Source organism: Streptomyces amritsarensis, assembly GCF_001953875.1.
GTDB lineage: Bacteria > Actinomycetota > Actinomycetes > Streptomycetales > Streptomycetaceae > Streptomyces > Streptomyces amritsarensis.
Genome location: NZ_MQUR01000033.1, coordinates 1 through 24,708 on the forward strand (window position 1 = coordinate 1; position 24,708 = coordinate 24,708).

The following is a 24,708-nucleotide window of genomic DNA, read 5'->3' on the forward strand; positions in this document are numbered from 1 at the left end:
GGCTCCGCGCCCAGGGGGTCGCGGAGCCCGTGCACGGGACGGGATGGTGGGATCAGCCGAGGGCGGGCGCCTGCTGCTGAGCCGTCACTTCCGTGCCGTCGGTGCGGGTGTCCAGGAGCTTGTGCGCCAGGACGCCGAAGACGACGGCGAACACCGTCCACAGGACGAGCTGGACGGCCAGCGAGGCCATCCGGAACTCCCACAGCAGGGCCGCGGGGAAACCGGGCTGGACCGCGTCGCTGTTGTCCGGCAGGAACACGAACGCCAGGGCGGTGGCGACGACGAAGCCGCCCGCCGCGGCGAGCGTCGCGTTCCAGTTGCCCAGGCGCGGTGCCAACCGTCGCCCGAGGATGATCGCGCCGACGCCGAGCAGCACGCTCAGCAGGATCATCAGGAAGAACAGCGTGGTGCGCTGCCCGATCGTGTCCGGGTTGCCGACCGCCGGCGGGGTCGCCGGGTACTTGAGGAACGGCACCAGGTACACCAGGGCGAACGCACCCGCCCCGGTGAGCGCGGCCGTGGCCCGCGGGCTGAACCTGCCGACGCGGCCGAGGGCGAACGAGAACGCGAGCGAGGCGATACCGCCCAGCGCGACCCCGTAGACCAGGACGCCGGTGGCCAGGCCGACGGTCGACTGGACCGGCCGGCTGACGAGCTCTTCCTCCTCCTCGGCGGCCCCGCCCGACGTGGCGTCACCACCGTGCCCGGCGTGGCCGCTCGGGGCGCCCGCGGCGTCCTGGGCGGCGGCCGCCTCCTCCACGGCGATGGAGCCCCGTACCGGCGGCTCACCCACCACGTAGGCGACGGCGAAGGCGAACAGGCCGGCGATCAGGCCCGCGAGCATGCCGCGGACCAGCAGACCTCTGACAGTGGAGGCGTACATGTGCGAGGCCTCTCAGTGGCAGGGGAAGCCGAGCAGGTGGCGACCGTCGTGCACCCACTCGTGCACGCCCTCGCCGGCGAACACGGCGGTCGCGCCCTGCTCGGCGCCGACGAAGTAGAGGGCCACGAGCATCAGGAGACCGACGAAGGCTGCCCAGGGCAGTACCGCGCGCACGGGCAGCGGAGCCGACGGCGAGACGGCGGGGGTGGATATGGCAGCGGAAGCGACAGCCTCGGCCATGATGGAACCTCCTTGGGGAACAACGCGTCCCATACGGTGGTGCAGGACGACGGTCCTCGGGTCTGACTCGCCGCGAAGCCCTCCGGGAGGGCACCGCAGCACACAGTGGCGCGACCATGCCGGATTCACACCGGGCTTCCGTCTCGCCGTCGTCGCTATGTCTTTATGTCGCGTTGACGCTACAGTGCGGCGGCCCCGCGGCCAAGACCGTGAGTTCCTGATCACACACCTACGCCGCGGTCATGCCGTGCGGACCGCTTCGGGAAACGCCGAACGCCCCGCGAGCGGGCCGTGACTGCTGCTAGAATCACCGTCGTTGGCCTTCGGCGTGCGTCCTGCGTGCATGCGTTCGGAGGCTTTTTTCATGCCTGCGCACCTGACCACCAGCCATGATCCCGCCCCCGCCCCCTCCCTCGGCTACCGGAAGCTGCTCCGCAGCACGGAGTTCGGCGGTCTCTACGTCAGCTTCACCCTCACCGCCGCCGCGGGCGCCCTGTCCGGCATCGCGCTCGGCACACTGGTCGACCGGCAGACCGGTTCGCCGTTCCTCACCGCCGTCAGCATGTACGGGGCCACCTTCGCGACGGTCCTCGGCGCGCTGACGCTGATGTCGGTCGCCGACGGGAAGCGGCCGCGCCGCACCCTCCTCCTGCTCCAACTCGCCTCACTCGCGGGCCTCTGCGCCCAGGCGGCCCCCGGGCTGCCGCTCGCGGCCCGTTTCGCCCTCCTGCTGCTCCTCGGCTTCTTCCAGTCCCTGGGCACGGGCGCGCGGCTCGGGCTGCTCGCCGAGGTCGTGCCGGCTTCCGGATACGCGCCGGCCCGTTCGCTGATGAACGTCACCGCCGGCACCGCGGCGCTCCTCGGCTACGCCGGCGGCGCCGTACTGCTGCGGTACGAGGGCCCCCAAGGGGTCTTCGCCGTCGCCGCCTGCCTCACCGCCCTCGGGGCGGTCGCGGTCGCGGCCACCGTCCGCGAGCACTCGGTGCGGCTCACCCGCCGGCCGGGCCTGCGGCAGACGTGGCGGACGAACGCCGAACTGTTCTCCCACCCCGGCCGGCGGGCCCTGCTGCTGGCCCTGTGGGTCCCCAACGGCCTGATCGTCGGCTGCGAGGCCCTCTTCGTCTCCTACGACCCCGGCCACGCCGGGATTTTCCTGGCCGCCGGGTCCGCCGGCATGCTCCTCGGCGACCTGATCGTCGGCAGGCTGCTCTCCGCCGGGCGGCGCCGCCGCCTCACCTCCGCCCTGCGGCTGCTGCTCGCCGCCCCCTTCCTGCTCTTCGCCGTCCACCCGCCCACCCCCGTCCTCGCGGTCGCGGTGTTCCTCGCCGGCGCCGGGTTCGCGGCGACCCTGCCGCTCCAGGAACGGCTGCTGGAACTCACGCCCGAGGCGATCCGCGGGCAGGCCCAAGGGGTCGAGTCGGCGGGACGGATGACCTGGCAGGGCCTGGGCGCCGCGATCGCCGGCGGCCTGGCCCAGTACCTCGGCGCCGGCACGGCGATGGCCCTCGCCGCCGCGGCCTCGCTCGCCGTCACCCTCCTCACCCGGCCGTCCCGCCGTGCGGGCGGCGCCGGGCCGATCTGACGGCCGCCGGTCAGGGGATGCCGGGCGCCGCCCGCACGACTATTCGTGCACCTGTTCGGTTATGGGTTTAGGCTGGGTCCATGCACGCGCTCCAGGGTCTCCAGGGTTCCCTCTTCGACCAGGGCGACGAGATCGGCCTCGGCCCCCTCGACGGACTGCGCCGGACCGATCTCGGCGCCGGCGCCTGGGTCGACCACCTGCCCGGCTGGCTGCGCGGCGCCGACGCGCTCTTCGAGCGGCTGGCCGCCGACGTGCCCTGGCGCGCCGAGCGGCGCCAGATGTACGAGCGGGAGGTGGAGGTGCCCCGGCTGCTCGCGTTCTACGGCGAGGACGAGGCCCTGCCGCACGCCTCACTCGTCGCGGCCCGCGACGCGCTGAGCGGCCACTACGCCGCCGAGCTGGGCGAGCCGTTCGCCACCGCCGGGCTGTGCCTGTACCGCGACGGGCGGGACAGCGTCGCCTGGCACGGCGACCGGACCGGCCGTTCCTCGACCGAGGACACCATGGTCGCCATCGTCTCCGTCGGCGACCCGCGCGACCTGGCCTTCCGCCCCCGCGACGGCGGGCCCACCCTGCTGCGGCTGCCGCTGGGCCACGGCGACCTCGTGGTCATGGGCGGCTCCTGCCAGCGGACGAGGGAACACGCCGTACCGAAGTCCGTGCGCGCCGTCGGGCCCCGCATCAGCGTCCAGTTCCGTACCCGGGGCGTGCGCTGACCGCGGTCCCGCGCGGGCCGGGTCAGACGCGGGTCCGCACGTCGACGCCCGGCTCCTTCGAGGGGCGCGCAGCCGAGGCCGCCGAGTGCAGTGAGCGCAGGGCCAGCATCAGGATCCCGATGTCGTCCAGATAGACCGGGTCCGGAATCAGGTCCACGGGCGAGACGGTGTAGACGAGCGCGGCCCAGAACAGCGCCTTGTCGTGCAGCGGGATGCCCGCGTCGAGCAGCAGCCGCCGCGCCTTGAGCACGCGCACGAACATCACGGCCGCGACCACGGCGAGCCCCGCCATGACGACCGCGCCCACGATGAGCCAGACCGTTCCGTCCATGGCGCCCATATACCCCGATTCCGGTCGGTGATACCCCCGCGTCGGCCGGAGCCGCTCAGGCCCCCTGCCCGCGCAGCCGGCGTCCGACCTCGCCCAGCCCCTCGGCGAGTGCGTCGAGCTGGGCCGGGGTCAGGACGTCGACGAGGACCTCGCGGACCGTGGCCACGTGCCCCGGGGCGGCCTCCTCCAGCTTCGCGCTGCCGGCGTCGGTGAGCACGGCGAAGACCCCGCGCACGTCGGAGGGGCAGCTGCGGCGGCGCACCAGCCCGGCCTTCTCCATCTGGGTGACCTGGTAGGTCAGGCCGCTCTTGGAGTTGATCAGGCCGTTGGCGAGCTCGGTCATCCGCAGTTCCCGGCCGGGTGCCGCGGCGAGCCGCACCAGGATCTCGTACTGCGGGTGCGAGAGCCCCGCGTCGTCCTTGAGCTGCTGGTCGAGGCGCCGGTTCACCAGCGCCGAGGCGGCCAGGAAGCCGCTCCAGGCGCGCATCTCGCGCTCGTCCAGCCATCTCGGTTCAGCCATGGCCCCACCCTACACGGGTTGTTCGAATTTGAATCACCGGTTAGGGTCCGTGTGCAGCGGTTCGAATTTGAACAACCTTCCACCTGCCTCCCCGGGCCGCACGACCGAAAAGGACCCCACGATGACCAGCCCCTCCGTCGCCGCGACGAAGCCGCAGGCCACCGCGCCGGCCGCACAGTCCCTGCCCGCCGCCCCCTCCACCGCCGGCCACGACGCCGGCCTGCTGCTCCTGCGCCTCGTCCTCGGCCTGACCATGGCCGGACACGGCGCGCAGAAGCTCTTCGGCTGGTTCGGCGGCGGCGGCATCAGCGGCACCGGCCAGTTCTTCACCGCCAGCGGCTACCCCGCCGGCGACGCGATGGCCGTCCTCGCCGGCCTGACCGAGACCCTCGGCGGCCTCGGGCTCGCCGCCGGCCTGCTCACCCCGCTCGCCGCAGCCGCCGTCGCCGGCACCCTCGTCAACGCCATCGCCGTCCACGGCACCGGCTCCTTCTTCGCCCCGGCCGGCATCGAGTACGAACTCCTGCTCACCGCGGCCGCCGCGGCCCTCGCCCTCACCGGCCCCGGCCGCTACGCCGTCGACCGCCTCCTCCCCGTCCTGCGCGCCCACCGCCCGGCGCACGGAGCCCTGGCCCTCGCCCTCGGCGCCGTCCTCGCCGCCGTCATGCTCCTCGTGCGCAGCTAGCCTTGAGGGCACCCGTCCGGCGGATCAGGCCGGACGGCCCCTGCGGGTCCGCGCTCGGGGGTGTCCGGGGCGGTGGCTGATTGGCCCCGGACATTCAGGGGAAGAGCGCACAAATGACACAACCCATCGAAGACTACGCACTCATCGGCGACCTCATGACCAGCGCACTGGTCGGCCGCGACGGGTCCATCGACTGGCTGTGCCTGCCGCGCTTCGACTCGGCGGCCTGCTTCGCCAGGCTCCTCGGCGACCAGGAGAACGGCCACTGGCGCATCGCCCCCCTCGACGCCGCCGACGGCGAGCGGTGCACCCGCCGCGCCTACGTCGACGGCACACTGGTCCTGGAGTCGTACTGGGAGACCGGGACCGGCACCGTCAAGGTCACCGACTTCATGCCGCAACGCGAGGTCGCCCCCGACGTCGTCCGCATCGTCGAAGGCATCAGCGGCACCGTCAGGATGCTCAGCACCCTGCGCCTGCGCTTCGACTACGGCCACGTCGTGCCCTGGGTGCGCCGCAGCGACGGCGACCGCGTCGCCGTCGCCGGACCCGACTCCGCCTGGTTCCGCAGCGAACCCCCCGTCCGCACCTGGGGCGAGGCCAACAGCACCCGCTCCCAGTTCCCGGTCACCGCCGGCCGCCGTGTCGCCTTCGTCCTGACCTGGCACCCCTCGCACGAACCGCGCCCCGAACCCACCGATCCCTTCGAGGCCCTGGACACCAGCCTCGCCGACTGGCGCGAGTGGACCTCCCAGTGCCGCTACGACGGCCCCTACAGGGAAGCGGTCACCCGCTCCCTGATCACCCTCAAGGCCCTCACCTACGCCCCGACCGGCGGGATCGCCGCCGCCGCCACGACCTCCCTGCCCGAGGAGATCGGCGGCGTCCGCAACTGGGACTACCGCTACTGCTGGCTGCGCGACTCCACCCTCACCCTCGGCTCCCTCCTCACCACCGGATTCCTCGACGAGGCCCGCGCCTGGCGCGAGTGGCTCCTGCGCGCCGTCGCCGGCGCCCCCGAGGACCTCCAGATCATGTACGGGATCGCGGGCGAGCGGAGGATCCCCGAGAGCGAACTGCCCTGGCTGAGCGGCTACGCCTCCTCCGCCCCGGTCCGTGTCGGCAACGCCGCCGTCAACCAGCTGCAACTCGACGTGTACGGGGAGGTCATCGACTCCCTGCACCTGGCCAGGTCCGCCGGGCTGCCCGCCGAAGCCCACTCCTGGCGCATCCAGCTCGCACTCCTGGACTTCCTGGAGCAGAACTGGCACCGGCCGGACGAGGGCCTGTGGGAGGTCCGCGGACCCCGCCGCCACTTCGTGCACTCCAAGGTGATGGCCTGGGTGGCCGCGGACCGGGCCGTACGGACGCTGGAGGAGGACCCCTCGCTGCCCGGCGAGCCGGACCGCTGGCGCGCCATGCGCGACGCGGTCCACCGCGACGTCTGCGACAACGGCTTCGACCCCGAGCGCAACACCTTCACCCAGTACTACGGCTCCAGCGAACTCGACGCCGCGACCCTGCTCATCCCCCGCGTCGGATTCCTGCCGCCCGACGACCCGCGGGTCACCGGAACGGTCGACGCGGTGCGCGCCGAACTCGGCCGCAGCGGACTGGTCCGCCGCTACAGCACCACCGACACCGACGACGGACTGCCCGGCGACGAAGGCGCCTTCCTCGCCTGCTCGTTCTGGCTCGCCGACGCCCTGCAGCTGACCGGACGCGAGGACGAGGCCCGCATCCTGTTCGAACGGCTGCTGACGGTGTGCAACGACGTGGGACTGCTCGCAGAGGAGTACGACCCCGTCTCCGGGCGCCAACTCGGAAACTTCCCCCAGGCTTTCAGCCACGTCGGCCTCGTCAACACCGCGCTCACCCTGGCCGGCATGGAAAAGCGGACGACCGAGGCGGGCTGAGACAGTGCAGCTGCCCCAGCAGCACGCCGAAGGCGCGGGCCCCTTCACCACCCGGGTCACCTGGCAGCGCCCCGACGGGGAGACGGTGGTGTGGGAGTCGCGGCCCGCGCGCAGGCGCGGAACGCTCGCGGTCCGCAGCCCCGGAGAGACGGGCGCCAGGACCGCCACCGCCGACGCCGAAGCCCTGCGGCGCCTGCGCCGCCTCAACGGCATCGCCTCCGCCGCGTTCGTCGTCGGTGGCGCCCTCTTCGCCCTCGGCGCGGCCGTGTCCCAGTTCGGCTGGGGCACCACCGCGCAGAGCGCGGCGATCTACTTCGCGGGAGGACTGTTCTTCAACACCGGCGGCTACGTCTGCCTCCTCCAGGTGCTCAACGGACCCCGCCACACACCCGAGGACGGCGGCCGGCTGGTCACCTCCGCCTGGAAGTGGTGGGGATACGAGCCCATGCGCCTGGACTGGTTGAGCACCTTCGTGCTGTTCACCGGGACGCTGGTGTTCGGCATCAACCTTCTGGACTCCTTCCTCCAGGGGCTCACCGTCCAGCAGACCAACCGGCTGATCTGGACTCCCGACGTGATCGGATGCCTGCTCTTCCTGCTCTCCGGACACCTGGCCTTCGTCGAGATCTGCCACCGTCCCTGGCCCTGCCTGCGCTCGCGCAGCCTCGGCTGGTGGGTCGTCGCGGTGAACCAGTTCGGCTCGGTGCTGTTCATGGTCTCGGCCGTGGCGGCCTTCACCCGGCCCGCCACCGGAAGCCTCGTCGACGCCGCCGTCGCCAACTGGGGGACGCTGCTGGGCGCCCTGTGCTTCTCCGCCGGCGGCGTGCTCCAGGCCTACGAACGGCCCTGAGCGGGCGGCTCGGGGCCGCCCGTGAGGGACGCCAGCAGCAGGGCGATGTCGTCGGGCCGGTCGACGGCGTTGCCGATCAGCCGGTCGGCGGTCTCCGTCAGCGGAACCGGCAGCGCCGACGCCAGCGCCAGCCGCAGCCGCTCCACCCCCTCGTCGATGTCGACGCCGGGCCGCTCCACCAGCCCGTCCGTGTACAGGGCGAGCACCGCGCCCGGCACCAGGCGCAGCTCCGTCACCGGGTACGAGGCCTCCGGGTCGACGCCCAGCACCACCCCGCCCGCCAGGTCCAACACCTCCGTGCGGCCGTCGGGGCGGCGCAGCAGCGGCTGCGGGTGCCCCGCCCGGACGGCCAGACCGGAGCCGGACGCCGGGTCGAGCACCACGTAGCAGCAGCTCGCGAACTGCCCCGGATCGAGGTCGATGAGCAGCCGGTTGGTCCCGCGCACCACCTGCTCCGGCGTGCTGCCGGCCAGCGCGAAGGCCCGTACGGCGCTGCGGAGCTGGCCCATGGTCGCGGCGGCGGCCACCCCGTGGCCCTGGACGTCGCCGATGACCAGGGCCAGCCGGCCCGACCCGGCCTCGACGACGTCGTACCAGTCGCCGCCCACGTCCATGCCCGCGGAGCCGGGCAGATAGCGGCCCACCGTCTCCACGTGCTCGCGCACCGGCAGCCGGTGCGGCAGCAGCGCCGACTGGAGCCCGTGGGCGAGCGCCGCCTCGCTGTCGTAGCGCCGGGCCCGCGCCAGGGCCTGCGCGATCAGCCCGGCCAGCGCGGTCAGGACCGTGCGCTCCTCCGGGCTGAAGCCGCGCGGCGAGTCGAAGCCGAGGATGCACGAGCCGACCGGCCGGCCGGACGCGATCAGCGGGAGGAAGGCCCGGGCGCCGACGTCGGCGTCCAGCGGGATGCCCGGATAGGCCGCGGCGAGCCGCTGCATCGACTCGAAGAACAGCGGCCGGCCCGTGGTGAGCGTCTCCACGCCCGGCAGCCGGACATCGAGCGCGACCCCGTCGAACCGGTTCAGGAAGCCCTGCGGGAAACCGGTCTCCCAGGCCAGGTGCAGATGCCGCTGGTCGAGCAGGTAGATCGCGAGCTGGCGGCCGCCGAAGGCCGGCAGCAGTTCCTCGGTGACCACCGCCGACACCTGCCGGGCCGTGACCGCCTCGGTCAGCGCGATGGCGAGGGCCACCGGCCGGTACAGCGCGGACGCCTGCTCGGCGGGACCCGGGCCGGCGGCGGGGTCGGCCGCGGCCGACCCCGCCGCGTAGGCGGGCGGGTCGGCCGTGCCGATCGTCACGGTCACGCCGTCGGCCGCCGGGTAGAGGCCGACCGACAGCCACTCGCCCGGCGGATGCCGCACGCGCCGGGCGGAGAAGTGCACCGGCTCCGACGACATGAAGACCGCCCGGAAGTGGTCGTCGTACGCGGGTTGCCCGAGCCACGGCAGCGCCTCCCACAGCAGCCGCCCGTACAGGTGCCCGGTGCCGGCGCCGAGCAGGCGCTCCGCCGCGGAGTTGACGAAGCCGATCCGGCCCTGCCGGTCCAGGGAGAGCACCGCCAGCGCGAGCCGGTCCACGGCGCCGCGGGCACCCGCGGCACCCGCCTGCGGAGCCGGACCCGGCACGCAGACCGGATCCCCCTCCCAGACCACCGGCTCCCCGGCCGCGGACAGCGCGGAAAGCTCACGCGCCAGCTCCTCGGCGGCCTGCCGCAGCCGTTTGCGGTCCCCGGCCCCGACCGGGACCCCGGGGGTGGCCGGGCGCAGCACCACCAGCACGCCGTACCGCTCCGGCCCGGACGCCACCGGCTCGTACAGCGAGGCGAAGGGGAAGGGCAGTCCGGCGACGAACTGCGGGAAGCGGCTCATGGCAGACTCGGCGTCGGCCAGGAGCACGGCCTGCCCCGAGCGGTAGGCCTCGGCGACCGGATAGGGGCGGTTGACCTGCATCCGCCACCACGGGCGGAACAGCGGCAGCGGCAGCCCGGTGAACAGGGCCAGCAGCAGGAGTTCGCCGGAACGCGAGCGCAGGTAGACCCCGCCCGCGTACCCGCCCACGGCCTCCACGGCGCTCACGACGGCCCTCGCGAGCACGGCGACCATGGCATCGGTGGCGGCGCCGACGCTGTCCGCTCTCGCCATCACACAGTCAGCATGCGCCATCGGCGACGGCATCGGCATCCCGGCGCCCGGGCCGTGCGGACCGGGTCCGAGGCCGTTCGGACCGGGTCCGCAGCCGTCGGGACCGGGACCGCGGCCTCATCCGGGGCCACGCCGGCCCGTGCCGCGGAGCCCCGCCACCACCACGGCCGACGCGAGCAGCAGCACCACGGCCACCGTGCGCAGCGCGGTGCCCATCGCCTCGGTGAAAGCGGCGACCTGGGCCGGATCCTGCGGGTTCCCGTGGAACCGGGAGGCCAGCACCGTGCCGACCACGGCCACCCCGAGGGCGGCGCCGACCTCCCGGGCCGCCGTGTTCAGCCCGGAGCCCAGCCCGGCCTGGTGCGCGGGCAGCGAGCCGACCACCGTCAGGGTCAGCGACGGAGCGGACAGACCCGCGCCTGCCGACAGCACCACCAGGTAGAGCGCGTAGAGGGCGTACGGGGTGCCGGCGTCGGCCGTGGAGACCAGCAGCAGACCCGCCCCGATCAGGCCGAGCCCGGCGCCCACCGGCAGCCGGGGCCCGGTGCGCTCCTCCAGCCGAGCGCCGAACCGGGGCACCACTGCCATCCCGATGGTCAGCGGCACGATCGCGAGACCGGCCTGGGCCGCGGAGAACCCCTTCGCGTACTGCAGGTACTGCGCGTTGACGAAGAACAGGGCGAACATCCCGAAGAAACCGGCGCCGATGCCGAGGGTCCCGGCGCGCAGCCGCCGCGAGGTGAAGATCCGCAGGTCCAGCAGCGGGCGGTCGGCGCGCAGTGCGTGACCGGTGAAGGCGGCCAGGAGGACCGCAGCGGCGGCGAAGGCCGCCAGGACGCGCACCGAGGCCCAGCCGTACGCGGGCCCCTCGATGATCCCGTAGACCACCGCGACCAGCGCCCCCGTGAGCAACACCGTGCCGAGGGGGTCGACGGCAGCGTCGGGCCGCGACGGCGTGCGCGGGACGGTACGGGCGACCGCGAGGGCGAGCAGCACGCCGAGCGGGACCACGGCCCAGAACAGGGCCCGCCACGTCAGGTACTCGCCGGCCAGGCCGCCGCCGACGTTGCCCGCGAGCCCGCCCAGGCCCACGGCGAGCGTCCAGGTGGCCAGGGCCCGGCCGCGGGCCTCCGGCGGAGCGAGGTGGATCAGGACCGACATCGTGGCGGGCATGATCAGGGCCGCGCCGGCCCCGGACAGTCCGCGCCCGGCGATCAGCACGGCCGGGGCCGGGGCGAGCGCGCTGACGGCCGCGCCCGCCGCGAAGAGACCGAGCCCGGCCAGCAGGGCGCCCTTGCGGCCGTGGCGGTCACCGACCGCGCCGGCGGGGATCAGCAGGGCGGCGAAGACGATGACGTAGGCGTCCACCGACCACAGCAGCTCGCCGGGGTCCGGCCGCAGGTCGGAAGCTGCCAGCTGGGGGATCAGCAGGTTGACGGCGGCGACCAGGGCCTGGGCGGTCAGCACACAGGCGCACAGCACCAGCAGGGCGGGCCGGGAGAGGGAGGTCGCGGACGGGGCGACCGTGGGGTCCCGCGGGACGGCATGGCGGAGCACGGCTCCTCCTGGGAGTCGGAAGGGATGAGGACAGCGGAATCGGAACGGGACGGGCCGTGCGGCGCTCATCCCCCCTGAATCACCGTAGAGTTGGGGTGACCTGCTTTCCAGTGCAAGTTCTGCAAGGAATCCATGCGTGTGACGCAATCCGGGCTCGACCTGAATCTCCTCGTCGCCCTCGACGTGCTCCTGGAGGAGTCGAGCGTGTCCCGGGCGGCGGCGCGCCTGCACCTGTCCGAGCCCGCCATGAGCCGGACCCTCGGCCGGATCCGCAAGGCACTCGGCGACCCGGTCCTGGTCCGGGCCGGCCGGGTCATGGTCCCCACACCGCACGCGCTCGCCGTGCGGGGCGAGGTCCGCTCGGTCGTCGAACGGGCCCGGGCCCTCTTCCTCAGCGGCGGCCAGGTGGACCTGCCTACCCTCACCCGCACCTTCACCGTGCTCGCCAACGACGCCTTCACCGCCGTCACCGGCGCCGCGCTCCTCGGCCGGGTGGCCCGCGAGGCCCCCGGGGTGCGGCTGAGGTTCCTCGCCGAGAGCCACGTGGAGGTGCCGGCGCTGCGCGAAGGCGTCGCGGACCTGGAGCTCGGCGTCATCGACACCCGCTCCCCGGAGGTCCACGTCGAGCACCTCTACGACGAGCGGATGGTGGCCGTCGTGCGCTCCGGCCACCCGTTGCTGCGCGGCCGCCCCACGGCACGCCGGTTCGCCGCCGCCGAGCACCTCATCGCCTCCCGGCGCGGCCGCCTGGAGGGTCCGGTGGACACCGCCCTCGCCGCACAGGGGCTGTCCCGACGGGTCGTGGGCAGCGTCGGCAGCTTCCCCACCTCCCTGTTCGTCCTGCGCGAGAGCGACCTCGTGGGACTGCTGACCGCTCGAGCCGTGCCGCTCGCCGCCACGCTCGGACTCGAGACCTTCGAGATCCCCCTCGACCTGCCCACCCTGCCCTTCGGCATGGCCTGGCACCCGCGCCACGACGCCGACCCGGCGCACGGCTGGCTCCGCGACCGCGCCCGCGAGCTGATGACCGAGGGGAGAGAGGGACGGGCGGACGCGCGGCGATAGGCCGACCGCTTCCCCCGTCCGGGGGACGTACGCGGGCGCACGGGTGTGCGGGCCGCCACCCGCGCGCGCCGCGGGGCACGATACGCACGCGTCCCACCCCCGGCAGGCCCCCGGAAGGCAGAGCATGCGGTTCCAGTACGACACCATCGGCGAGCGCTACGCGGAGTCCAAGAGCACGGCGGCCTTCTCCGCGGCCGACACCTACACCCTGCACGGGGCCCTCGACGCGCTCGGCGGCCTGCGCGGCCTCGACGCCCTCGACCTGGCCTGCGGCTACGGCTACAACACCCGGCTGCTGGCGCGCGGCGGGGCCCGGCGGACCGTCGGCGTCGACGTCTGCGAGGAGATGATCCGGCTGGCCCGCGCACACGAGGCGACCAAAGGCCGCCCCGACGTCGAGTACCTCGTCGCCGACGCCGCCGGCCTGCCCGACCTGGGCCCCTTCGACCTCGCCACCGCCGCGTACGTCTTCAGCTACGCGCCCGACCGGCGCACCCTGCACGCGATGTTCCGGTCGGTCCGCGCCAACCTGCGCGCCGGCGGCCGGCTGCTCGCCATCGTGCCCAACGCCGGGGCGTTCCCGCGGGTGGACTGGTCACCGTACGGGGTCCGCATCCTCGACCGGGTCCGGGACGGCGACGCGCCGCTGCTGAAGGCACACCTTCTGACCGAGCCGCCCGTGCCCTTCGAGTTCCGCGAATGGGCCCACTCCGACCTCGCCGAAGCGGCCGTCGAGGCGGGCTTCACCACCGTCGGCTGGCAGCCGAACCGGACTCCGCCCGCCGACTCCGTGCGCGACGAGGCGTACTGGACGGCGTACCGCGCCTGGCCGATCAGCTCGCTGATGACCTGCACGGCGTAGCGGTGGGGACCCGCCGGGCGGGCTGCCGGGCCCGCGCCGCCCGGCCCGGGCCGTCACAGGTCCGCCGCGGACCTGACCAGCTCGACGATCCGGTCACGGGCCGCCCGCCCCTCCGGCACCGGCAGCAGCGGGTAGGCGTGCGGCATCCCCGGCGCCTCGTGGAACTCCACCTCGGTGCCCTCCGCGCGGGCCCGGCGCACCAGCTCCCGGCTGTCCGTCGAGAGCACGTCCCGCGTGCCGCTGAACACCGTCAGCGGAGCCAGCCCCGCGAACGTCCCGTGCAGCGGGCTCACCAGGGGATCCTCGGCGGGCAGCGTCCCGGCGTACAGCCGCCCCGCCTCGAGCAGCCCCGCGCGGGCCAGCAGCGGGTCGGCCCCCTCGATCGCCTCCTGGTCCGGATGGCTCATCGTCACGTCCAGCCAGGGGGAGACCAGCACGATCCGCGAGGGCTGCTCGCCGTCGCGGTCGCGCAGGCGCTGCGCGGCGGCCAGCGCCAGCCCGGCGCCGGCCGAGTCGCCGATGAGCACCGTCCCGCCGTCGCCGCCGGCCGCGATCAGGCCGCTCAGCAGGTCCGTCGCGACCGGGACGGTCCGGTCCGCGGTACCGCGCGGGGCCAGGATGTACGCGGGGACGACGACGCGCGCCCGGGCCTGTGTCACCAGGGTCCGCACCAGCTCCCAGTGCGGGCGCTCCAGCTCGCCCACGTAGCCGCCGCCGTGCACGTACAGCACCTGCACCGACGGCTCGGCCCCCAGCGGGGACACGTCGTACACCGGCCAGGCGCCGACGAACGTCCGGGAGATGTCCGCGACCCGGCCCAGCCGCCGCGGCGGCAGGTGCGACGCGGGCCTGCGGGCGGCCGACGCCACCCGCCGGCGCACCGCCTCGGCGCTCGCGAACCGTCTTCGCCGCCCCACCACGGCCAGCGCCACCGAAAGCGCCCTGCTGCGCAGACTCGGCACGCCCCTCACCTCCCCTTTTCCCTGCCCCGTCAAGGGAGGAGCATAGGCGTGAAGACACGCTCGTGAAGCTGCGCTGTCGGCCCGCTTAAGAAACTCTCGATGGACTGATCACCACGGAGATCGGCAGATTGGTGCCCGTCACCGACGCCGCCGGAGCCCCGCACGCCCCCGGCGCCCCCCTTCCGCATGCCTGGAGCCACCCATGAAGGCACTCGTCAAGCACAAAGCCGAGCCCGGCCTGTGGCTCATGGACGTCCCGGAGCCCGAGTACGGCCCCGGCGACGTGCTGATCAAGGTGCTGCGCACCGGCATCTGCGGAACCGACCTGCACATCCGCTCGTGGGACGGCTGGGCGCAGGGCGCGGTCAGGACGCCGCTCGTCCTCGGCCACGAGTTCGTCGGCGAGGTCGCGGCGGTCGGCGCGGACGTGGCCGACATCGAGCTCGGCGCGCTGGTCAGCGGCGAGGGCCACCTGGTGTGCGGAAAGTGCCGCAACTGTCTCGCCGGCCGCCGCCACCTGTGCCGCAGCACGATCGGCCTCGGCGTGGGCCGCGACGGCGCCTTCGCCGAGTACGTGGTCCTCCCCGCGCAGAACGTGTGGGTGCACCGCACGGCCGTGGACCTGGACGTCGCCGCGATCTTCGACCCCTTCGGCAACGCCGTGCACACCGCGCTGTCCTTCCCGCTCGTCGGCGAGGACGTGCTGATCACCGGCGCCGGCCCGATCGGCATCATGGCGGCCGCCGTGGCCAAGCACGCCGGCGCGCGCAACGTCGTCATCACCGACGTCAGCCCCGAGCGGCTGGAGATCGCCCGCAAGGCGGGCGCCACGCTCGCCGTGAACGTGGCCGAGTCCTCGATCGCCGAGGCCCAGACCCGGCTCGGCCTGCGCGAGGGCTTCGACATCGGCCTGGAGATGTCCGGGCGCGCCGAGGCCATGCGCGACATGATCGACAACATGACGCACGGCGGCCGGATCGCCATGCTGGGCCTGCCCGCGTCGGAGTTCCCCGTCGACTGGGCGAAGGTGGTCACCTCCATGATCACGATCAAGGGCATCTACGGCCGTGAGATGTTCGAGACCTGGTACGCGATGACGGTGCTCCTGGAGGGCGGGCTCGACCTCAGCCCCGTCATCACCGGCCGCTACTCGCACCGCGACTTCGAGGCCGCCTTCGACGAGGCGTCGACCGCCCGCAGCGGCAAGATCATCCTGGACTGGACGGCGTAGGAGCGGCCCGACCGCCGAACGCCCCCGCCCCACCGAACCATCTCCCTCCGGCCGGGCCCCGCACACCCTCCCCCTCCGCGGGGCCCGGCCCCTCCGCCGCACAAGGAGAAACGCAGCATGTTCGAGACCGTCCGCGACGACCTCCGCACCACCCTCGACGAGATCCGCGCCGCCGGCCTGCACAAGCCCGAGCGCGTCATCGGCACCCCGCAGAGCGCGGCCGTCGCCGTCACCTCGGGCGGCGCCGCCGGCGAGGTGCTCAACTTCTGCGCCAACAACTACCTGGGGCTGGCCGACCACCCCGAGGTCGTCGCCGCCGCGAAGGACGCGCTGGACCGCTGGGGCTACGGCATGGCGTCCGTCCGCTTCATCTGCGGCACCCAGGAGGTCCACAAGGAGCTCGAGGCGCGCCTCTCGGCCTTCCTCGGCCAGGAGGACACCATCCTGTACTCCTCCTGCTTCGACGCCAACGGCGGCGTCTTCGAGACCCTCCTCGGCGCCGAGGACGCGGTCATCTCCGACGCCCTCAACCACGCCTCCATCATCGACGGCATCCGCCTGTCGAAGGCCCGCCGCTTCCGCTACGCCAACCGCGACATGGCCGAGCTGGAGGCCCGGCTGAAGGAGGCCGCCGAGGGCGGCGCCCGCCGCAAGCTGATCGTCACCGACGGCGTCTTCTCCATGGACGGCTACGTCGCCCCGCTCCAGGAGATCTGCGACCTGGCCGAGCGCTACGACGCCATGGTCATGGTCGACGACTCCCACGCGGTCGGCTTCGTCGGCCCCGGCGGCCGCGGCACCCCCGAGCTGCACGGCGTCATGGACCGCGTCGACATCATCACCGGCACCCTCGGCAAGGCCCTCGGCGGCGCATCCGGCGGCTACGTCGCCGCGCGCGCCGAGATCGTCGAGCTGCTGCGCCAGCGCTCGCGCCCGTACCTCTTCTCCAACTCCCTCGCCCCGGTCATCGCGGCGGCCTCCCTCAAGGTCCTCGACCTGCTGGAGTCGGCCGGCGACCTGCGCGAGCGCCTCGCCGCGAACACCGCGCTCTTCCGCACGAAGATGACCGAGGCCGGATTCGAGATCCTGCCCGGCGACCACGCCATCGCCCCCGTCATGATCGGCGACGCGGCGGAGGCCGGCCGGATGGCCGAGCTGCTCCTGGAGCGCGGGGTCTACGTGATCGGCTTCTCCTACCCGGTGGTGCCGATGGGCGCCGCCCGCATCCGCGTGCAGCTCTCGGCGGCCCACTCCACGGCCGACGTGGAGCGCGCCGTGGCCGCCTTCGTCGACGCCCGTGCGGCGCTGGGGACCACCGGGGCCCGAGTGACCTCCGCATCCTGAGACAATGGTGGGGTGATCGACCCCCGCCGGCTGCGCATCCTGCGGGCCGTGGCGGACCACCGTACGGTGACCGCCGCGGCCGCAGCCCTGTACCTCACCCCTTCCGCCGTCTCCCAGCAGCTCGCCGCGCTGGAACAGGAGACGGGCCACGCGCTGCTCACGCGCAGCGGCCGAGGGGTACGGCTGACCGCGGCGGGGGAGATCCTGCTCGGCCACGCCCACGAGGTGCTGGCGCAACTGGAGCGGGCGGAGGCCGAACTCGCGGCGTACGCGGGCGGCGCGGCCGGTGAGGTCACCGTGGCCGCCTTCGCCACGGGCATCGCGGAGGTGCTCGCCCCGGCGATCGCCCGGCTCGCGCTGGAGCGGCCGGGCATCAGGCTGCGGGTGCGCGACGCGGAGGGCGACCAGAGCCTGCCGCTGCTGCTGGACGGCGAGGCGGACCTCGCGCTCGCCGTGGAGTACCGGGGCGCGCCGGGCGCCGACGACGGCCGGCTCTCCGTCCTCCCGCTGTACGCGGAACCCTTCGACGCGGTGCTGCCCTCGGGGCACCCGCTGGCCGACCTGCCGTCGGTGTCGCTCGCGGACCTGTCCGACTCGGACTGGGTGGGCCAGTACCCCGGCAACCCGTGCCACGACGTGACCCTCCTCGCCTGCGAACTGGCCGGCTTCCAGCCGCGGTTCGCGCACTCCTCCGACGACTTCCGCGCCGTGACGGCGCTGGTCGGGGCCGGGGCCGGGGTGGCTCTCGTACCGCGCTCGGCGCTGCGGGGCATGGACCTCAAGGAGGTCCAGGTCCGCCCGGTCGCCGGGCCGGCCGCCACCCGCCGGGTCTTCGCCGCCACCCGCCGCGGGGCCGAGACCCACCCGCTGATCGCCCCCGTCCTGGCAGCCCTCGTCCGCGCATCGGAGCGCCTGCCGGCCCACTGAGGGTTTGTGGCAGGGTGAATGGTTTCGTCACGCGCCTTTCCGGGTGAACTCCGGCGCGCGCTCCGGGAAGGGCGGCCCCCGCGGTCGAAGACTGTGGCCCGAGCCGTAGGAGCCCATCCCGATCACGGAGGCATCATGGGCCGAGCCGATTCCGACACTTCCGCCGCACCTTCCGACTACCTCGAGCTGACGGCCGAAGTGGTCCGCGACCACCTGGCAGCCGCCACCCCGCTCGAAGCCTTCCTGGAGGGTGCGGGCACCCTCACCCTGGATCAGCGGATGCTCCTCGTCGACCAGGCGCTGGTTCTCCTGGAGCAGAACTACGTACACCTGCCCCTGAAGATCGCGATGCACGCGGTCAATCCCGTCCAGCGGCTGCGCCTGATCCGCCGGCAACTGGAGCAGCAGACACCGGCCACCATGCCGCCCGAGTGGATCTTCCACGCGGAGATGTCGAAGGTGTTCCACTCGGTGCGGGACCTGCACACCAACTACCAGCTGCCGGCGCCGTTCGCGAACAAGATCGCCTTCCTGCCGTTCCTGGTCGAGGAGACAGGCGACGGACCGGATCCGCGCTTCCTGGTCACGCTCGTCATGCCGGGTGTGTCCGCGCCCGGCTTCGAGCCGGGAGCGGAGATCACCCACTGGAGCGGCGTCCCCATCGAGCAGGCCGTCGAGCTCAACGCCGGCCGGTTCGCAGGCGGCAACGCGGCGGCGCGCCGCAGCCGGGGCATCGAGTCGCTGACGCTGCGTTCGCTCTCCGCCCATCTGCCCCCGTTCGAGGAATGGGTGACCGTCAGCTACGTCGGCACCGACGGCGAGGAACACGAACTCCGCTTCTTCTGGCAGATCGTGGACAGCTTCGAGGGGCGGGAGGGCCCCGAGGGTGAGGAAGCGCGGGTCCTGGGAGTGGACTACGAGGCCGAGGAGATCGGCCGTGCCAAGGTCATGCTCTTCGTCCCCCACGTCATCGAGCAGCAGCAGGCGCTGGCCGCGGGGCAGGCGCCACGGTCCGCCGCGGGCGAGGTCGCGAGCACGATGCCGGAGGTGTTCACGGCGCGTTCCGTCGAGACCCCCTCGGGCACCTTCGGCCACATCCGCATCCACACCTTCTGGGTCCGCAACTCCAGTGCATTCGTGGCGGAGTTCGTCCGGCTCATCGGCATCCTTCCGCAGAACGGCCTGATCGTCGACGTCCGGGACAACGGCGGCGGCTCGGTCTGGGCGTCGGAACTCACCCTGCAGACACTGACGGCCCGCCACATCACGCCGGAGCCCTTCCAGTTCATCAACACGCCGCTCAACCTGCGGATCTGCCGCAGCAGCGGCGACCTGGAACCGTGGGTGCCCTCGATGGAGCAGGCGGTGGAGACCGGGGCCGCCTTCTCCGCCGCCCTGCCCCTCACCCCGGAGGACCGGGCCAACCAGATCGGCCAGCAGTACTTCGGCCCGGTCGTCCTCATCACCAACGCCCGCTGCTACTCCGCCACCGACATGTTCGCCGCCGGCTTCCAGGACCACCGGATCGGGATCGTGCTCGGCACCGACGACAACACCGGGGCCGGGGGCGCCAACGTCTGGCAACAGGGCGACTTCCTCTCGGACTTCCCGCTCACCGCCTCGCCCTACCGGCCGCTTCCGAACGGAGCCGGCATGCGCGTGTCGATCCGCCGGTCCCTGCGGGTCGGCGACCGGTCCGGCACGCCGCTGGAGGACCTGGGCGTCGTACCGGACGAGCGCCACCGGATGACCCGCCGGGACCTGCTCGAAGGCAACGTCGACCTCCTGGCGCGAGCCGGGGAGCTGCTCGCGGCCCAGCCCGTACGGGAGCTGAACATCGCCGACGTCGCCCGCGCCAACGGGTCGCTCCGCCTCAAGGTGAGGACCTCCAACATCGACCGCGTCGACGTCTACCTCGACCGGCGTCCCGGCGCCTCCGTGGACGTCCCCGACGGTCAGGCCGAGGTCACCGTGACGGGCGCCACGGCCGCCCGCGCGGTGCGGGTCGAGGGGTACGCCGTGGGCGAGCTCGTCGCCAGCCGCACGATGCCGCTGTAGGCGCGGGGGTGGCCGGCGGCGGGCTGCCTTTGCACGTCCGCCGCCCGCCGCCCGCCGCCCGCCGTCCGCCGCCCGCCGCCCGCCGTCCGCCGTCCGGCGCCCGCCGTCCGCCCGTCACGACCGCCACACCCCTCACACCCCTCACGCCCGTCACACCCCCCTCACACCGTGACGACCTCGACCCCCGCCGCGGTGAAGGCCCCGGCCACCGCCGGGGCCAAGCCCGTGTCCGTCACCAGGACGTCCACGGCCGAGGTCGCGCAGATGCGGGCGAAGGCGCGGACGCCCAGTTTGCTGGAGTCCGCCGCGACCACCACCCGGCGGGCGCGTTCGCACAGGAGGCGGTTGACGGCGGCCTCGTCCTCGTGCCGGGTCGCGGCACCGTCCTGGGGGTCGAAGCCGTCCACGCCGAGGACCGCCGTGTCCACCGCGAGCTGTGCGAGGACCTGCTCGGCGAGCGGGCCCGTCAGTTCGTACGACTGGGGGCGCGCCACACCACCCGTCAGCACGATCTTGAACTGCGGACGGATCACCAGTTCACCCGCGATGTTGAGGGCGTTGGTGACCACGGTGAGCGCGGGCGAGCCCTGGGCCAGGTCCGGCCGCCCGGCCAGGGCCCGGGCCACCTCCGTGGTCGTGGTGCCGCCCGTCAGGCCGATCACCTCGCCCGGCGAGACCAGCGCGGCGACCGCCTCGCTGATGCGGCTCTTCTCGGCGGCGCGCCGCGATGTCCGGTAGCGCAGCGGGAGTTCGTAGCTGACCCCGTGCAGCACCGCCCCGCCGCGCGTGCGGACCAGCAGCTGCTGTTCGGCGAGCTGGTCGAGGTCGCGGCGGATGGTCGCGGCCGACACCCCGAGGGCCTCGGCCGCCGGCTCCACCTCCAGCTCACCGCGTTCCACCAGCAGGTCCAGCAGTCTCTGCCAGCGCTCCTTGCGGGTCATCGGCCGCCCCCTCCCGTGCTCGTCCCGTGGCCTCCGTCGGGCTACCCGGCGACACTAACCCAGCAGAACACCCCGTGGTTGCTTGAAGTTGCGCGAAACTGCCAGCTACCTTGCAGGAAAACGCATTCAGACCCGTCTGTCGCACGAGGGAGCCTGTATGAGTCACGTCGCGTACGAGTTGGGCACGCAGCCCGCATGCTGGGAGCGGGCCGCCGAACTGGCCCCGGCCCGGCGGGCGGTGCTGCCGCAGCCGGGGGAGCGTACCGCGATCGTCGGGTGCGGCACCTCTTACTACATGGCCCAGGCGGCCGCCGTACTGCGCGAGGAGGCGGGGCAGGGCGAGACCGATGCCTTCCCCGCCTCGGAGTTCCCGCGCCACCGCCGCTACGACCGGGTCGTCGCGCTCACCCGCTCCGGCACCACCACCGAGGTGCTGGACCTGCTCGCCGCACTGCGCGACGCGGGCGTGCCCACGACGGCCGTCGTCGGCGACCCGGCGACCCCCGTGATGACGGTGGCGGACGAGCTCGTCGTGCTCGACTTCGCCGACGAACAGTCCGTCGTGCAGACCCGCTTCGCGACCACGGCCCTGACCCTGCTGCGCGCCCACGTCGGCCGGCACGGCCCCGCGGCCGTCGCCGACGCCCGTACTGCCCTCGACGAGCCGCTCCCCGGGGAACTCGCGGACCGCGGCCAGTTCACCTTCCTCGGCCGCGGCTGGAGCGTCGGACTCGCCCACGAGGCGGCCCTGAAGATGCGCGAGGCCTCACTGGCCTGGGCCGAGTCCTACCCGGCGATGGAGTACCGGCACGGGCCGGTCAGCATCTGCGCGCCCGGCACCGTCACCTGGTCGCTCGACGAGGCTCCCGACGGGCTCGCCGCGCAGGTCCGCCGGGCCGGCGGTCAATGGGTGGCCGGACGGCTCGACCCGCTCGCCGAACTCGTCCGCGTGCACCGTCTCGCCCTCGCCGTCGCCGCCCGGCGCGGGCTGGACCCCGACGCTCCGCGCAACCTGACCCGCTCGGTGATCCTCACCACCGGCGAGGAGGCGGTCCGATGACCCTCGTCTGCGCGGGCGCGCTCGTCAGGGAGGCGGCCGGCGCGGGCCGCGCCGTCGCCGCCTTCAACATCATCACACTGGAGCACGCCGAAGCCGTCGTCGCCGGCGCCGAGGCGGCCGGGCTGCCGGTCATCCTGCAACTGAGCGAGAACGCGGTGAAGTTCCGCGACGGGCGGCTGCTGCCGATCTCCCGGGCCGCCGCCGCCTGCGCGGAGGCCGCCGAGGTCCCGGTCGGCCTGCACCTCGACCACGTCAAGAGCCCCGAGCTGCTGCGGCAGGCGTGCGACGCGGGATACAGCTCGGTGATGTACGACGCGGCGCAGCTCCCCTACGCCGAGAACCTGGAGGCCACCCGCTCGGCCGCCGACTGGGCGCACGCCAACGGGCTGTGGATCGAGGCCGAACTCGGCGAGGTCGGCGGCAAGAACGGCGCCGCACCGCTGGACCCGCACGCCCCCGGCGCCCGCACCGACCCCGACGAGGCGCGGCGCTTCGTCGCCGACTCCGGGGTCGACGCACTGGCCGTCGCCATCGGCAGCAGCCACGCGATGACCAGCCGGACCGCCGCCCTCGACCACGCCCTGCTGGCCAGGCTGGCCAAGACGGTGGAGGTCCCGCTCGTCCTGCACGGCTCGTCTGGGCTGCCGGACTCCGAGCTCGCGGCGGCCGTCGCCGGAGGGATCCGCAAGGTCAACATCGGCACCGCGCTCAACCTGGCCATGACGGAGGCCATCCGCACCCACCTGACCCCGGCGGACCCCCGGCCGTATCTGACGGCGGCCCGTGCGGCGATGACGGCCACGGCCACGGCTATGATCGGCGCCCTGAACTGAAGGGCACCGGGGGTAGGCCGTGGACGCACAGCGGGAGCAGCGAGGGCCGCGAGGGCCGCTGGGACCGCTGGGGCCGGAAGGACAGCGCGGGCGCCTCGACCGCCGGCGCTTCCTGCTGATCGCCGGGCTCCCGCTGTTGACCGCGGGCGCGGGGACGGCCTGCGCCGCGTGGCCCGGCTCGGGCCGGCCAGGGCCGCGGGTGCGCACCGACCTGGAACCCCTGAACGCGCGCTTCGGCCCGTACGTGGGGAGTCTGGGCGAGGCGCACTGGCTCGGCTACGACCTCGATGAGGAGCCCGGTTCCGCCGAGAGCCGGACCATCCCGGGCCCTGACTCGCGGATCCGCCTGGTCGGTGTCGCCCGCCTGGCGGCCGGCGGAGCGGCGGCGGTCACGGGCAAGGCGGAGTACGCCTTCACGCCCGCGGCCGCGCCGTCCCCGCTGCCCGCCGCACTGGCCCCGTACGCGCCGGCCGGTGCCGCCTGGCAGCACAGCCGGAAGTTCGACGCGTACGCCAACCACGAGGGGGCGCAGGGGCGTCCGTCGGGGGAGTACCTCTTCGACGCCGACCGGGACCTCGTCCGCTTCGACCTCCTGTACCTCTACACCTGACGGGTGCACCTCACGGGTGCCTGCACGTGCGGACGCCGGTGGCGGACGCCCGGTACGCGGGTCCTTCCGAATTCTTGCAACAGGTTCTAATCTGGCCGCCGCCATCACGCCATCACGCCATCACGCCATTACGGCGAACCGGCTGGACCGCGAGACTCCCGGAGGGGCCGTGCACCTCGAATACACGCCTGAGCAGCAGCAGTTGCGCGCCGAGCTGCGCGCGTACTTCGCCGAGCTGGTCCCCGAGGACGTCTCCGCGCGCTACGAGGACCCGGCCGCCCAGAAGCGGTTCTACCGGGAGACCATCCGCAGGCTCGGCGCCGACGGCTGGCTCGGCGTCGGCTGGCCGAAGGAGTACGGCGGCCGCGGGATGACCCCGATGGACCAGTTCATCTTCTTCGACGAGGCCGCGCAGGCCGTCGTCCCTCTTCCCCTGATGGCGCTCAACACCGTCGGGCCGACCATCATGCAGTTCGGCACCGACGAGCAGAAGGCCTACTTCCTGCCCAGGATCCTGGCCGGGGAGATCGACTTCGCCATCGGCTACAGCGAGCCCGACGCCGGCACCGATCTCGCCGCGCTCAGGTGCAAGGCCGTCCGCGAGGGCGACGAGGAGACCGGCACCTACGTCGTCAACGGGCAGAAGATCTGGACGACCAACGGCGACACCGCCGACTGGGTCTGGCTCGCCGTGCGCACCGACCCGGACGCTCCCGCGCACAAGGGCATCAGCATGCTCCTCGTCCCGACCTCGGACCCCGGCTATTCCTGCACCCTCATCAACACCCTGGCCTCCCACGACACCACGGCCACCTACTACGAGGACATCCGCGTCCCCGCCGCCCGCCGGGTCGGCCGGGAGAACCAGGGCTGGCGCCTGATCACCAACCAGCTCAACCACGAGCGCGTCACCCTGGCCGCCCACGGCACGATGGCCATCCGGGCCCTCCACGACGTCCAGCGCTGGGCCGCGTCGACGAAGCTGGCCGACGGCCGCCGCGTCATCGACCTGTCCTGGGTCCGCGGCCGGCTCGCCCGCACCCACGCCCGCCTCGACGCGATGAAGCTGCTCAACTGGCAGATGGTGAACGCCGTCGAGTCCGGCACCCTCACCCCGCAGGACGCCTCCGCGGTCAAGGTCTACGGCTCCGAGGCGCGCCGCGACGCGTACGCCTGGCTGATGGAGGTCGTCGGCGCGGCCGGCCCCCTCAAGGACGGCTCGGCCGGCGCGGTCCTCCACGGCGAACTCGAACGCGGCTACCGCAGCGCGGTCATCTTCACCTTCGGCGGCGGCAACAACGAGATCCAGCGCGAGATCATCTCCTGGATCGGCCTGGGCATGCCCCGCGTCCGCCGCTGAGGGCACGCCGTGCGCACGCCGCCGTGGGCCTCGGGTG

The 24,708-nt window shown here is 73.7% G+C and carries 23 protein-coding genes; 15 read left to right on the forward strand and 8 right to left on the reverse strand.

The window, feature by feature from the left end:
* Window positions 1-52: 52 nt before the first annotated feature.
* Complete coding sequence (locus AVW11_RS16130) at window positions 53-883, reverse strand: CbtA family protein (RefSeq protein ID WP_076044345.1); 831 nt, start codon at window positions 881-883, stop codon at window positions 53-55.
* 12 nt (window positions 884-895) lie between these two features.
* A complete protein-coding gene (locus AVW11_RS16135) occupies window positions 896-1,123 on the reverse strand; it encodes a CbtB domain-containing protein (RefSeq protein WP_060180303.1) in 228 nt (75 codons plus the stop codon).
* A 364-nt stretch (window positions 1,124-1,487) separates the two neighbouring features.
* Here AVW11_RS16135 and AVW11_RS16140 point away from each other — a divergent pair, with 364 nt between their 5' ends.
* Together AVW11_RS16140 and AVW11_RS16145 are read left to right on the forward strand one after the other, a co-directional pair.
* A complete protein-coding gene (locus AVW11_RS16140; RefSeq protein WP_076044347.1) occupies window positions 1,488-2,705 on the forward strand; it encodes an MFS transporter in 1,218 nt (405 codons plus the stop codon).
* Window positions 2,706-2,785: 80 nt separating this feature from the next.
* Window positions 2,786-3,421: an alpha-ketoglutarate-dependent dioxygenase AlkB gene (locus AVW11_RS16145; RefSeq protein WP_076044349.1), complete on the forward strand. Its 636-nt coding sequence runs from the start codon at window positions 2,786-2,788 to the stop codon at window positions 3,419-3,421.
* Window positions 3,422-3,443: 22 nt separating this feature from the next.
* Here AVW11_RS16145 and AVW11_RS16150 read toward each other — a convergent pair whose 3' ends face one another.
* Together AVW11_RS16150 and AVW11_RS16155 are read right to left on the reverse strand one after the other, a co-directional pair.
* Window positions 3,444-3,752 carry a YkvA family protein gene (locus tag AVW11_RS16150; protein WP_060180341.1) on the reverse strand — a complete coding sequence of 103 codons (309 nt, stop codon included), beginning with the start codon at window positions 3,750-3,752 and terminating at the stop codon, window positions 3,444-3,446.
* Between the two features lie 55 nt (window positions 3,753-3,807).
* Entirely contained in the window at window positions 3,808-4,272 is a 465-nt protein-coding gene (locus AVW11_RS16155) for a MarR family winged helix-turn-helix transcriptional regulator (protein ID WP_030653762.1), read from the reverse strand.
* A 121-nt stretch (window positions 4,273-4,393) separates the two neighbouring features.
* On the opposite strand from AVW11_RS16155, the gene AVW11_RS16160 reads away from it, so the two are divergent.
* The 3 genes from AVW11_RS16160 to AVW11_RS16170 all read left to right on the forward strand — a co-directional run bounded on the left by AVW11_RS16160 (window position 4,394) and on the right by AVW11_RS16170 (window position 7,723).
* Window positions 4,394-4,957 carry a DoxX family protein gene (locus tag AVW11_RS16160; RefSeq protein WP_079250643.1) on the forward strand — a complete coding sequence of 188 codons (564 nt, stop codon included), beginning with the start codon at window positions 4,394-4,396 and terminating at the stop codon, window positions 4,955-4,957.
* A 113-nt stretch (window positions 4,958-5,070) separates the two neighbouring features.
* Window positions 5,071-6,873 carry a glycoside hydrolase family 15 protein gene (locus AVW11_RS16165; protein ID WP_076044351.1) on the forward strand — a complete coding sequence of 601 codons (1,803 nt, stop codon included), beginning with the start codon at window positions 5,071-5,073 and terminating at the stop codon, window positions 6,871-6,873.
* A 4-nt stretch (window positions 6,874-6,877) separates the two neighbouring features.
* Entirely contained in the window at window positions 6,878-7,723 is an 846-nt protein-coding gene (locus AVW11_RS16170) for a hypothetical protein (RefSeq protein ID WP_060180298.1), read from the forward strand.
* Here AVW11_RS16170 and AVW11_RS16175 read toward each other — a convergent pair.
* Entirely contained in the window at window positions 7,708-9,822 is a 2,115-nt protein-coding gene (locus AVW11_RS16175; protein WP_107423285.1) for a SpoIIE family protein phosphatase, read from the reverse strand. The two genes, AVW11_RS16170 and AVW11_RS16175, sit on opposite strands and share 16 nt — an antisense overlap.
* Window positions 9,823-9,978: 156 nt before the next feature.
* Window positions 9,979-11,418 (reverse strand): MFS transporter, encoded by a 1,440-nt coding sequence (locus tag AVW11_RS16180; protein ID WP_076044355.1) that lies wholly within the window; start codon window positions 11,416-11,418, stop codon window positions 9,979-9,981.
* A gap of 132 nt (window positions 11,419-11,550) precedes the next feature.
* Between AVW11_RS16180 and AVW11_RS16185 the strand changes: the two genes are divergently transcribed.
* A complete protein-coding gene (locus tag AVW11_RS16185; protein ID WP_060180295.1) occupies window positions 11,551-12,483 on the forward strand; it encodes a LysR family transcriptional regulator in 933 nt (310 codons plus the stop codon).
* Window positions 12,484-12,607: 124 nt separating this feature from the next.
* The gene (locus AVW11_RS16190) at window positions 12,608-13,345 is read left to right on the forward strand and encodes a class I SAM-dependent methyltransferase (protein ID WP_030848816.1); all 738 of its coding nucleotides are present in this window, start codon (window positions 12,608-12,610) and stop codon (window positions 13,343-13,345) included.
* 53 nt (window positions 13,346-13,398) lie between these two features.
* Here the strand turns inward: AVW11_RS16190 and AVW11_RS16195 are convergent, their stop codons facing one another.
* Window positions 13,399-14,307 carry an alpha/beta hydrolase fold domain-containing protein gene (locus AVW11_RS16195; RefSeq protein WP_037833502.1) on the reverse strand — a complete coding sequence of 303 codons (909 nt, stop codon included), beginning with the start codon at window positions 14,305-14,307 and terminating at the stop codon, window positions 13,399-13,401.
* A 202-nt stretch (window positions 14,308-14,509) separates the two neighbouring features.
* Between AVW11_RS16195 and tdh the strand changes: the two genes are divergently transcribed.
* The 4 genes from tdh (at window position 14,510) to AVW11_RS16215 (ending at window position 19,867) form a co-directional block, all read left to right on the forward strand.
* Window positions 14,510-15,538 (forward strand): L-threonine 3-dehydrogenase, encoded by a 1,029-nt coding sequence (gene tdh, locus AVW11_RS16200; RefSeq protein ID WP_030848810.1) that lies wholly within the window; start codon window positions 14,510-14,512, stop codon window positions 15,536-15,538.
* A 117-nt stretch (window positions 15,539-15,655) separates the two neighbouring features.
* Complete coding sequence (locus tag AVW11_RS16205) at window positions 15,656-16,882, forward strand: glycine C-acetyltransferase (RefSeq protein ID WP_030848807.1); 1,227 nt, start codon at window positions 15,656-15,658, stop codon at window positions 16,880-16,882.
* Between the two features lie 12 nt (window positions 16,883-16,894).
* The gene (locus AVW11_RS16210; protein ID WP_030848804.1) at window positions 16,895-17,809 is read left to right on the forward strand and encodes a LysR family transcriptional regulator; all 915 of its coding nucleotides are present in this window, start codon (window positions 16,895-16,897) and stop codon (window positions 17,807-17,809) included.
* A 135-nt stretch (window positions 17,810-17,944) separates the two neighbouring features.
* On the forward strand, window positions 17,945-19,867 hold the full coding sequence (locus AVW11_RS16215; RefSeq protein WP_076044357.1) for a S41 family peptidase: 1,923 nt from the start codon (window positions 17,945-17,947) through the stop codon (window positions 19,865-19,867).
* Window positions 19,868-20,028: 161 nt separating this feature from the next.
* Here AVW11_RS16215 and AVW11_RS16220 read toward each other — a convergent pair whose 3' ends face one another.
* Window positions 20,029-20,808 (reverse strand): DeoR/GlpR family DNA-binding transcription regulator, encoded by a 780-nt coding sequence (locus AVW11_RS16220; protein ID WP_076044359.1) that lies wholly within the window; start codon window positions 20,806-20,808, stop codon window positions 20,029-20,031.
* A gap of 157 nt (window positions 20,809-20,965) precedes the next feature.
* Between AVW11_RS16220 and AVW11_RS16225 the strand changes: the two genes are divergently transcribed.
* The 4 genes from AVW11_RS16225 (at window position 20,966) to AVW11_RS16240 (ending at window position 24,671) form a co-directional block, all read left to right on the forward strand.
* Complete coding sequence (locus AVW11_RS16225) at window positions 20,966-21,868, forward strand: SIS domain-containing protein (protein WP_076044361.1); 903 nt, start codon at window positions 20,966-20,968, stop codon at window positions 21,866-21,868.
* Window positions 21,865-22,701 (forward strand): class II fructose-bisphosphate aldolase, encoded by an 837-nt coding sequence (locus tag AVW11_RS16230; protein WP_030848792.1) that lies wholly within the window; start codon window positions 21,865-21,867, stop codon window positions 22,699-22,701. The genes AVW11_RS16225 and AVW11_RS16230 overlap by 4 nt, the downstream gene beginning before the upstream one ends.
* Before the next feature lie 19 nt (window positions 22,702-22,720).
* Window positions 22,721-23,311, forward strand: coding sequence for a hypothetical protein (locus AVW11_RS16235; RefSeq protein ID WP_143568851.1), 591 nt, complete (start codon window positions 22,721-22,723; stop codon window positions 23,309-23,311).
* A gap of 169 nt (window positions 23,312-23,480) precedes the next feature.
* Entirely contained in the window at window positions 23,481-24,671 is a 1,191-nt protein-coding gene (locus AVW11_RS16240; RefSeq protein WP_030848788.1) for an acyl-CoA dehydrogenase family protein, read from the forward strand.
* The last annotated feature ends 37 nt before the right edge of the window (window positions 24,672-24,708 follow it).

What these genes read in the sequence shown, in the direction of transcription:
- AVW11_RS16130 (WP_076044345.1), bottom strand. Translation starts at nt 883, where the DNA reads ATGTACGCCTCCACTGTCAGAGGTCTGCTGGTCCGCGGCATGCTCGCG.
- AVW11_RS16155 (WP_030653762.1), bottom strand. Translation starts at nt 4,272, where the DNA reads ATGGCTGAACCGAGATGGCTGGACGAGCGCGAGATGCGCGCCTGGAGC.
- AVW11_RS16225 (WP_076044361.1), top strand. Translation starts at nt 20,966, where the DNA reads ATGAGTCACGTCGCGTACGAGTTGGGCACGCAGCCCGCATGCTGGGAG.
- AVW11_RS16190 (WP_030848816.1), top strand. Translation starts at nt 12,608, where the DNA reads ATGCGGTTCCAGTACGACACCATCGGCGAGCGCTACGCGGAGTCCAAG.
- AVW11_RS16150 (WP_060180341.1), bottom strand. Translation starts at nt 3,752, where the DNA reads ATGGACGGAACGGTCTGGCTCATCGTGGGCGCGGTCGTCATGGCGGGG.
- AVW11_RS16230 (WP_030848792.1), top strand. Translation starts at nt 21,865, where the DNA reads ATGACCCTCGTCTGCGCGGGCGCGCTCGTCAGGGAGGCGGCCGGCGCG.
- AVW11_RS16160 (WP_079250643.1), top strand. Translation starts at nt 4,394, where the DNA reads ATGACCAGCCCCTCCGTCGCCGCGACGAAGCCGCAGGCCACCGCGCCG.
- AVW11_RS16135 (WP_060180303.1), bottom strand. Translation starts at nt 1,123, where the DNA reads ATGGCCGAGGCTGTCGCTTCCGCTGCCATATCCACCCCCGCCGTCTCG.
- AVW11_RS16175 (WP_107423285.1), bottom strand. Translation starts at nt 9,822, where the DNA reads ATGGTCGCCGTGCTCGCGAGGGCCGTCGTGAGCGCCGTGGAGGCCGTG.
- tdh (WP_030848810.1), top strand. Translation starts at nt 14,510, where the DNA reads ATGAAGGCACTCGTCAAGCACAAAGCCGAGCCCGGCCTGTGGCTCATG.
- AVW11_RS16205 (WP_030848807.1), top strand. Translation starts at nt 15,656, where the DNA reads ATGTTCGAGACCGTCCGCGACGACCTCCGCACCACCCTCGACGAGATC.
- AVW11_RS16165 (WP_076044351.1), top strand. Translation starts at nt 5,071, where the DNA reads ATGACACAACCCATCGAAGACTACGCACTCATCGGCGACCTCATGACC.
- AVW11_RS16215 (WP_076044357.1), top strand. Translation starts at nt 17,945, where the DNA reads ATGGGCCGAGCCGATTCCGACACTTCCGCCGCACCTTCCGACTACCTC.
- AVW11_RS16185 (WP_060180295.1), top strand. Translation starts at nt 11,551, where the DNA reads ATGCGTGTGACGCAATCCGGGCTCGACCTGAATCTCCTCGTCGCCCTC.
- AVW11_RS16220 (WP_076044359.1), bottom strand. Translation starts at nt 20,808, where the DNA reads ATGACCCGCAAGGAGCGCTGGCAGAGACTGCTGGACCTGCTGGTGGAA.
- AVW11_RS16140 (WP_076044347.1), top strand. Translation starts at nt 1,488, where the DNA reads ATGCCTGCGCACCTGACCACCAGCCATGATCCCGCCCCCGCCCCCTCC.
- AVW11_RS16145 (WP_076044349.1), top strand. Translation starts at nt 2,786, where the DNA reads ATGCACGCGCTCCAGGGTCTCCAGGGTTCCCTCTTCGACCAGGGCGAC.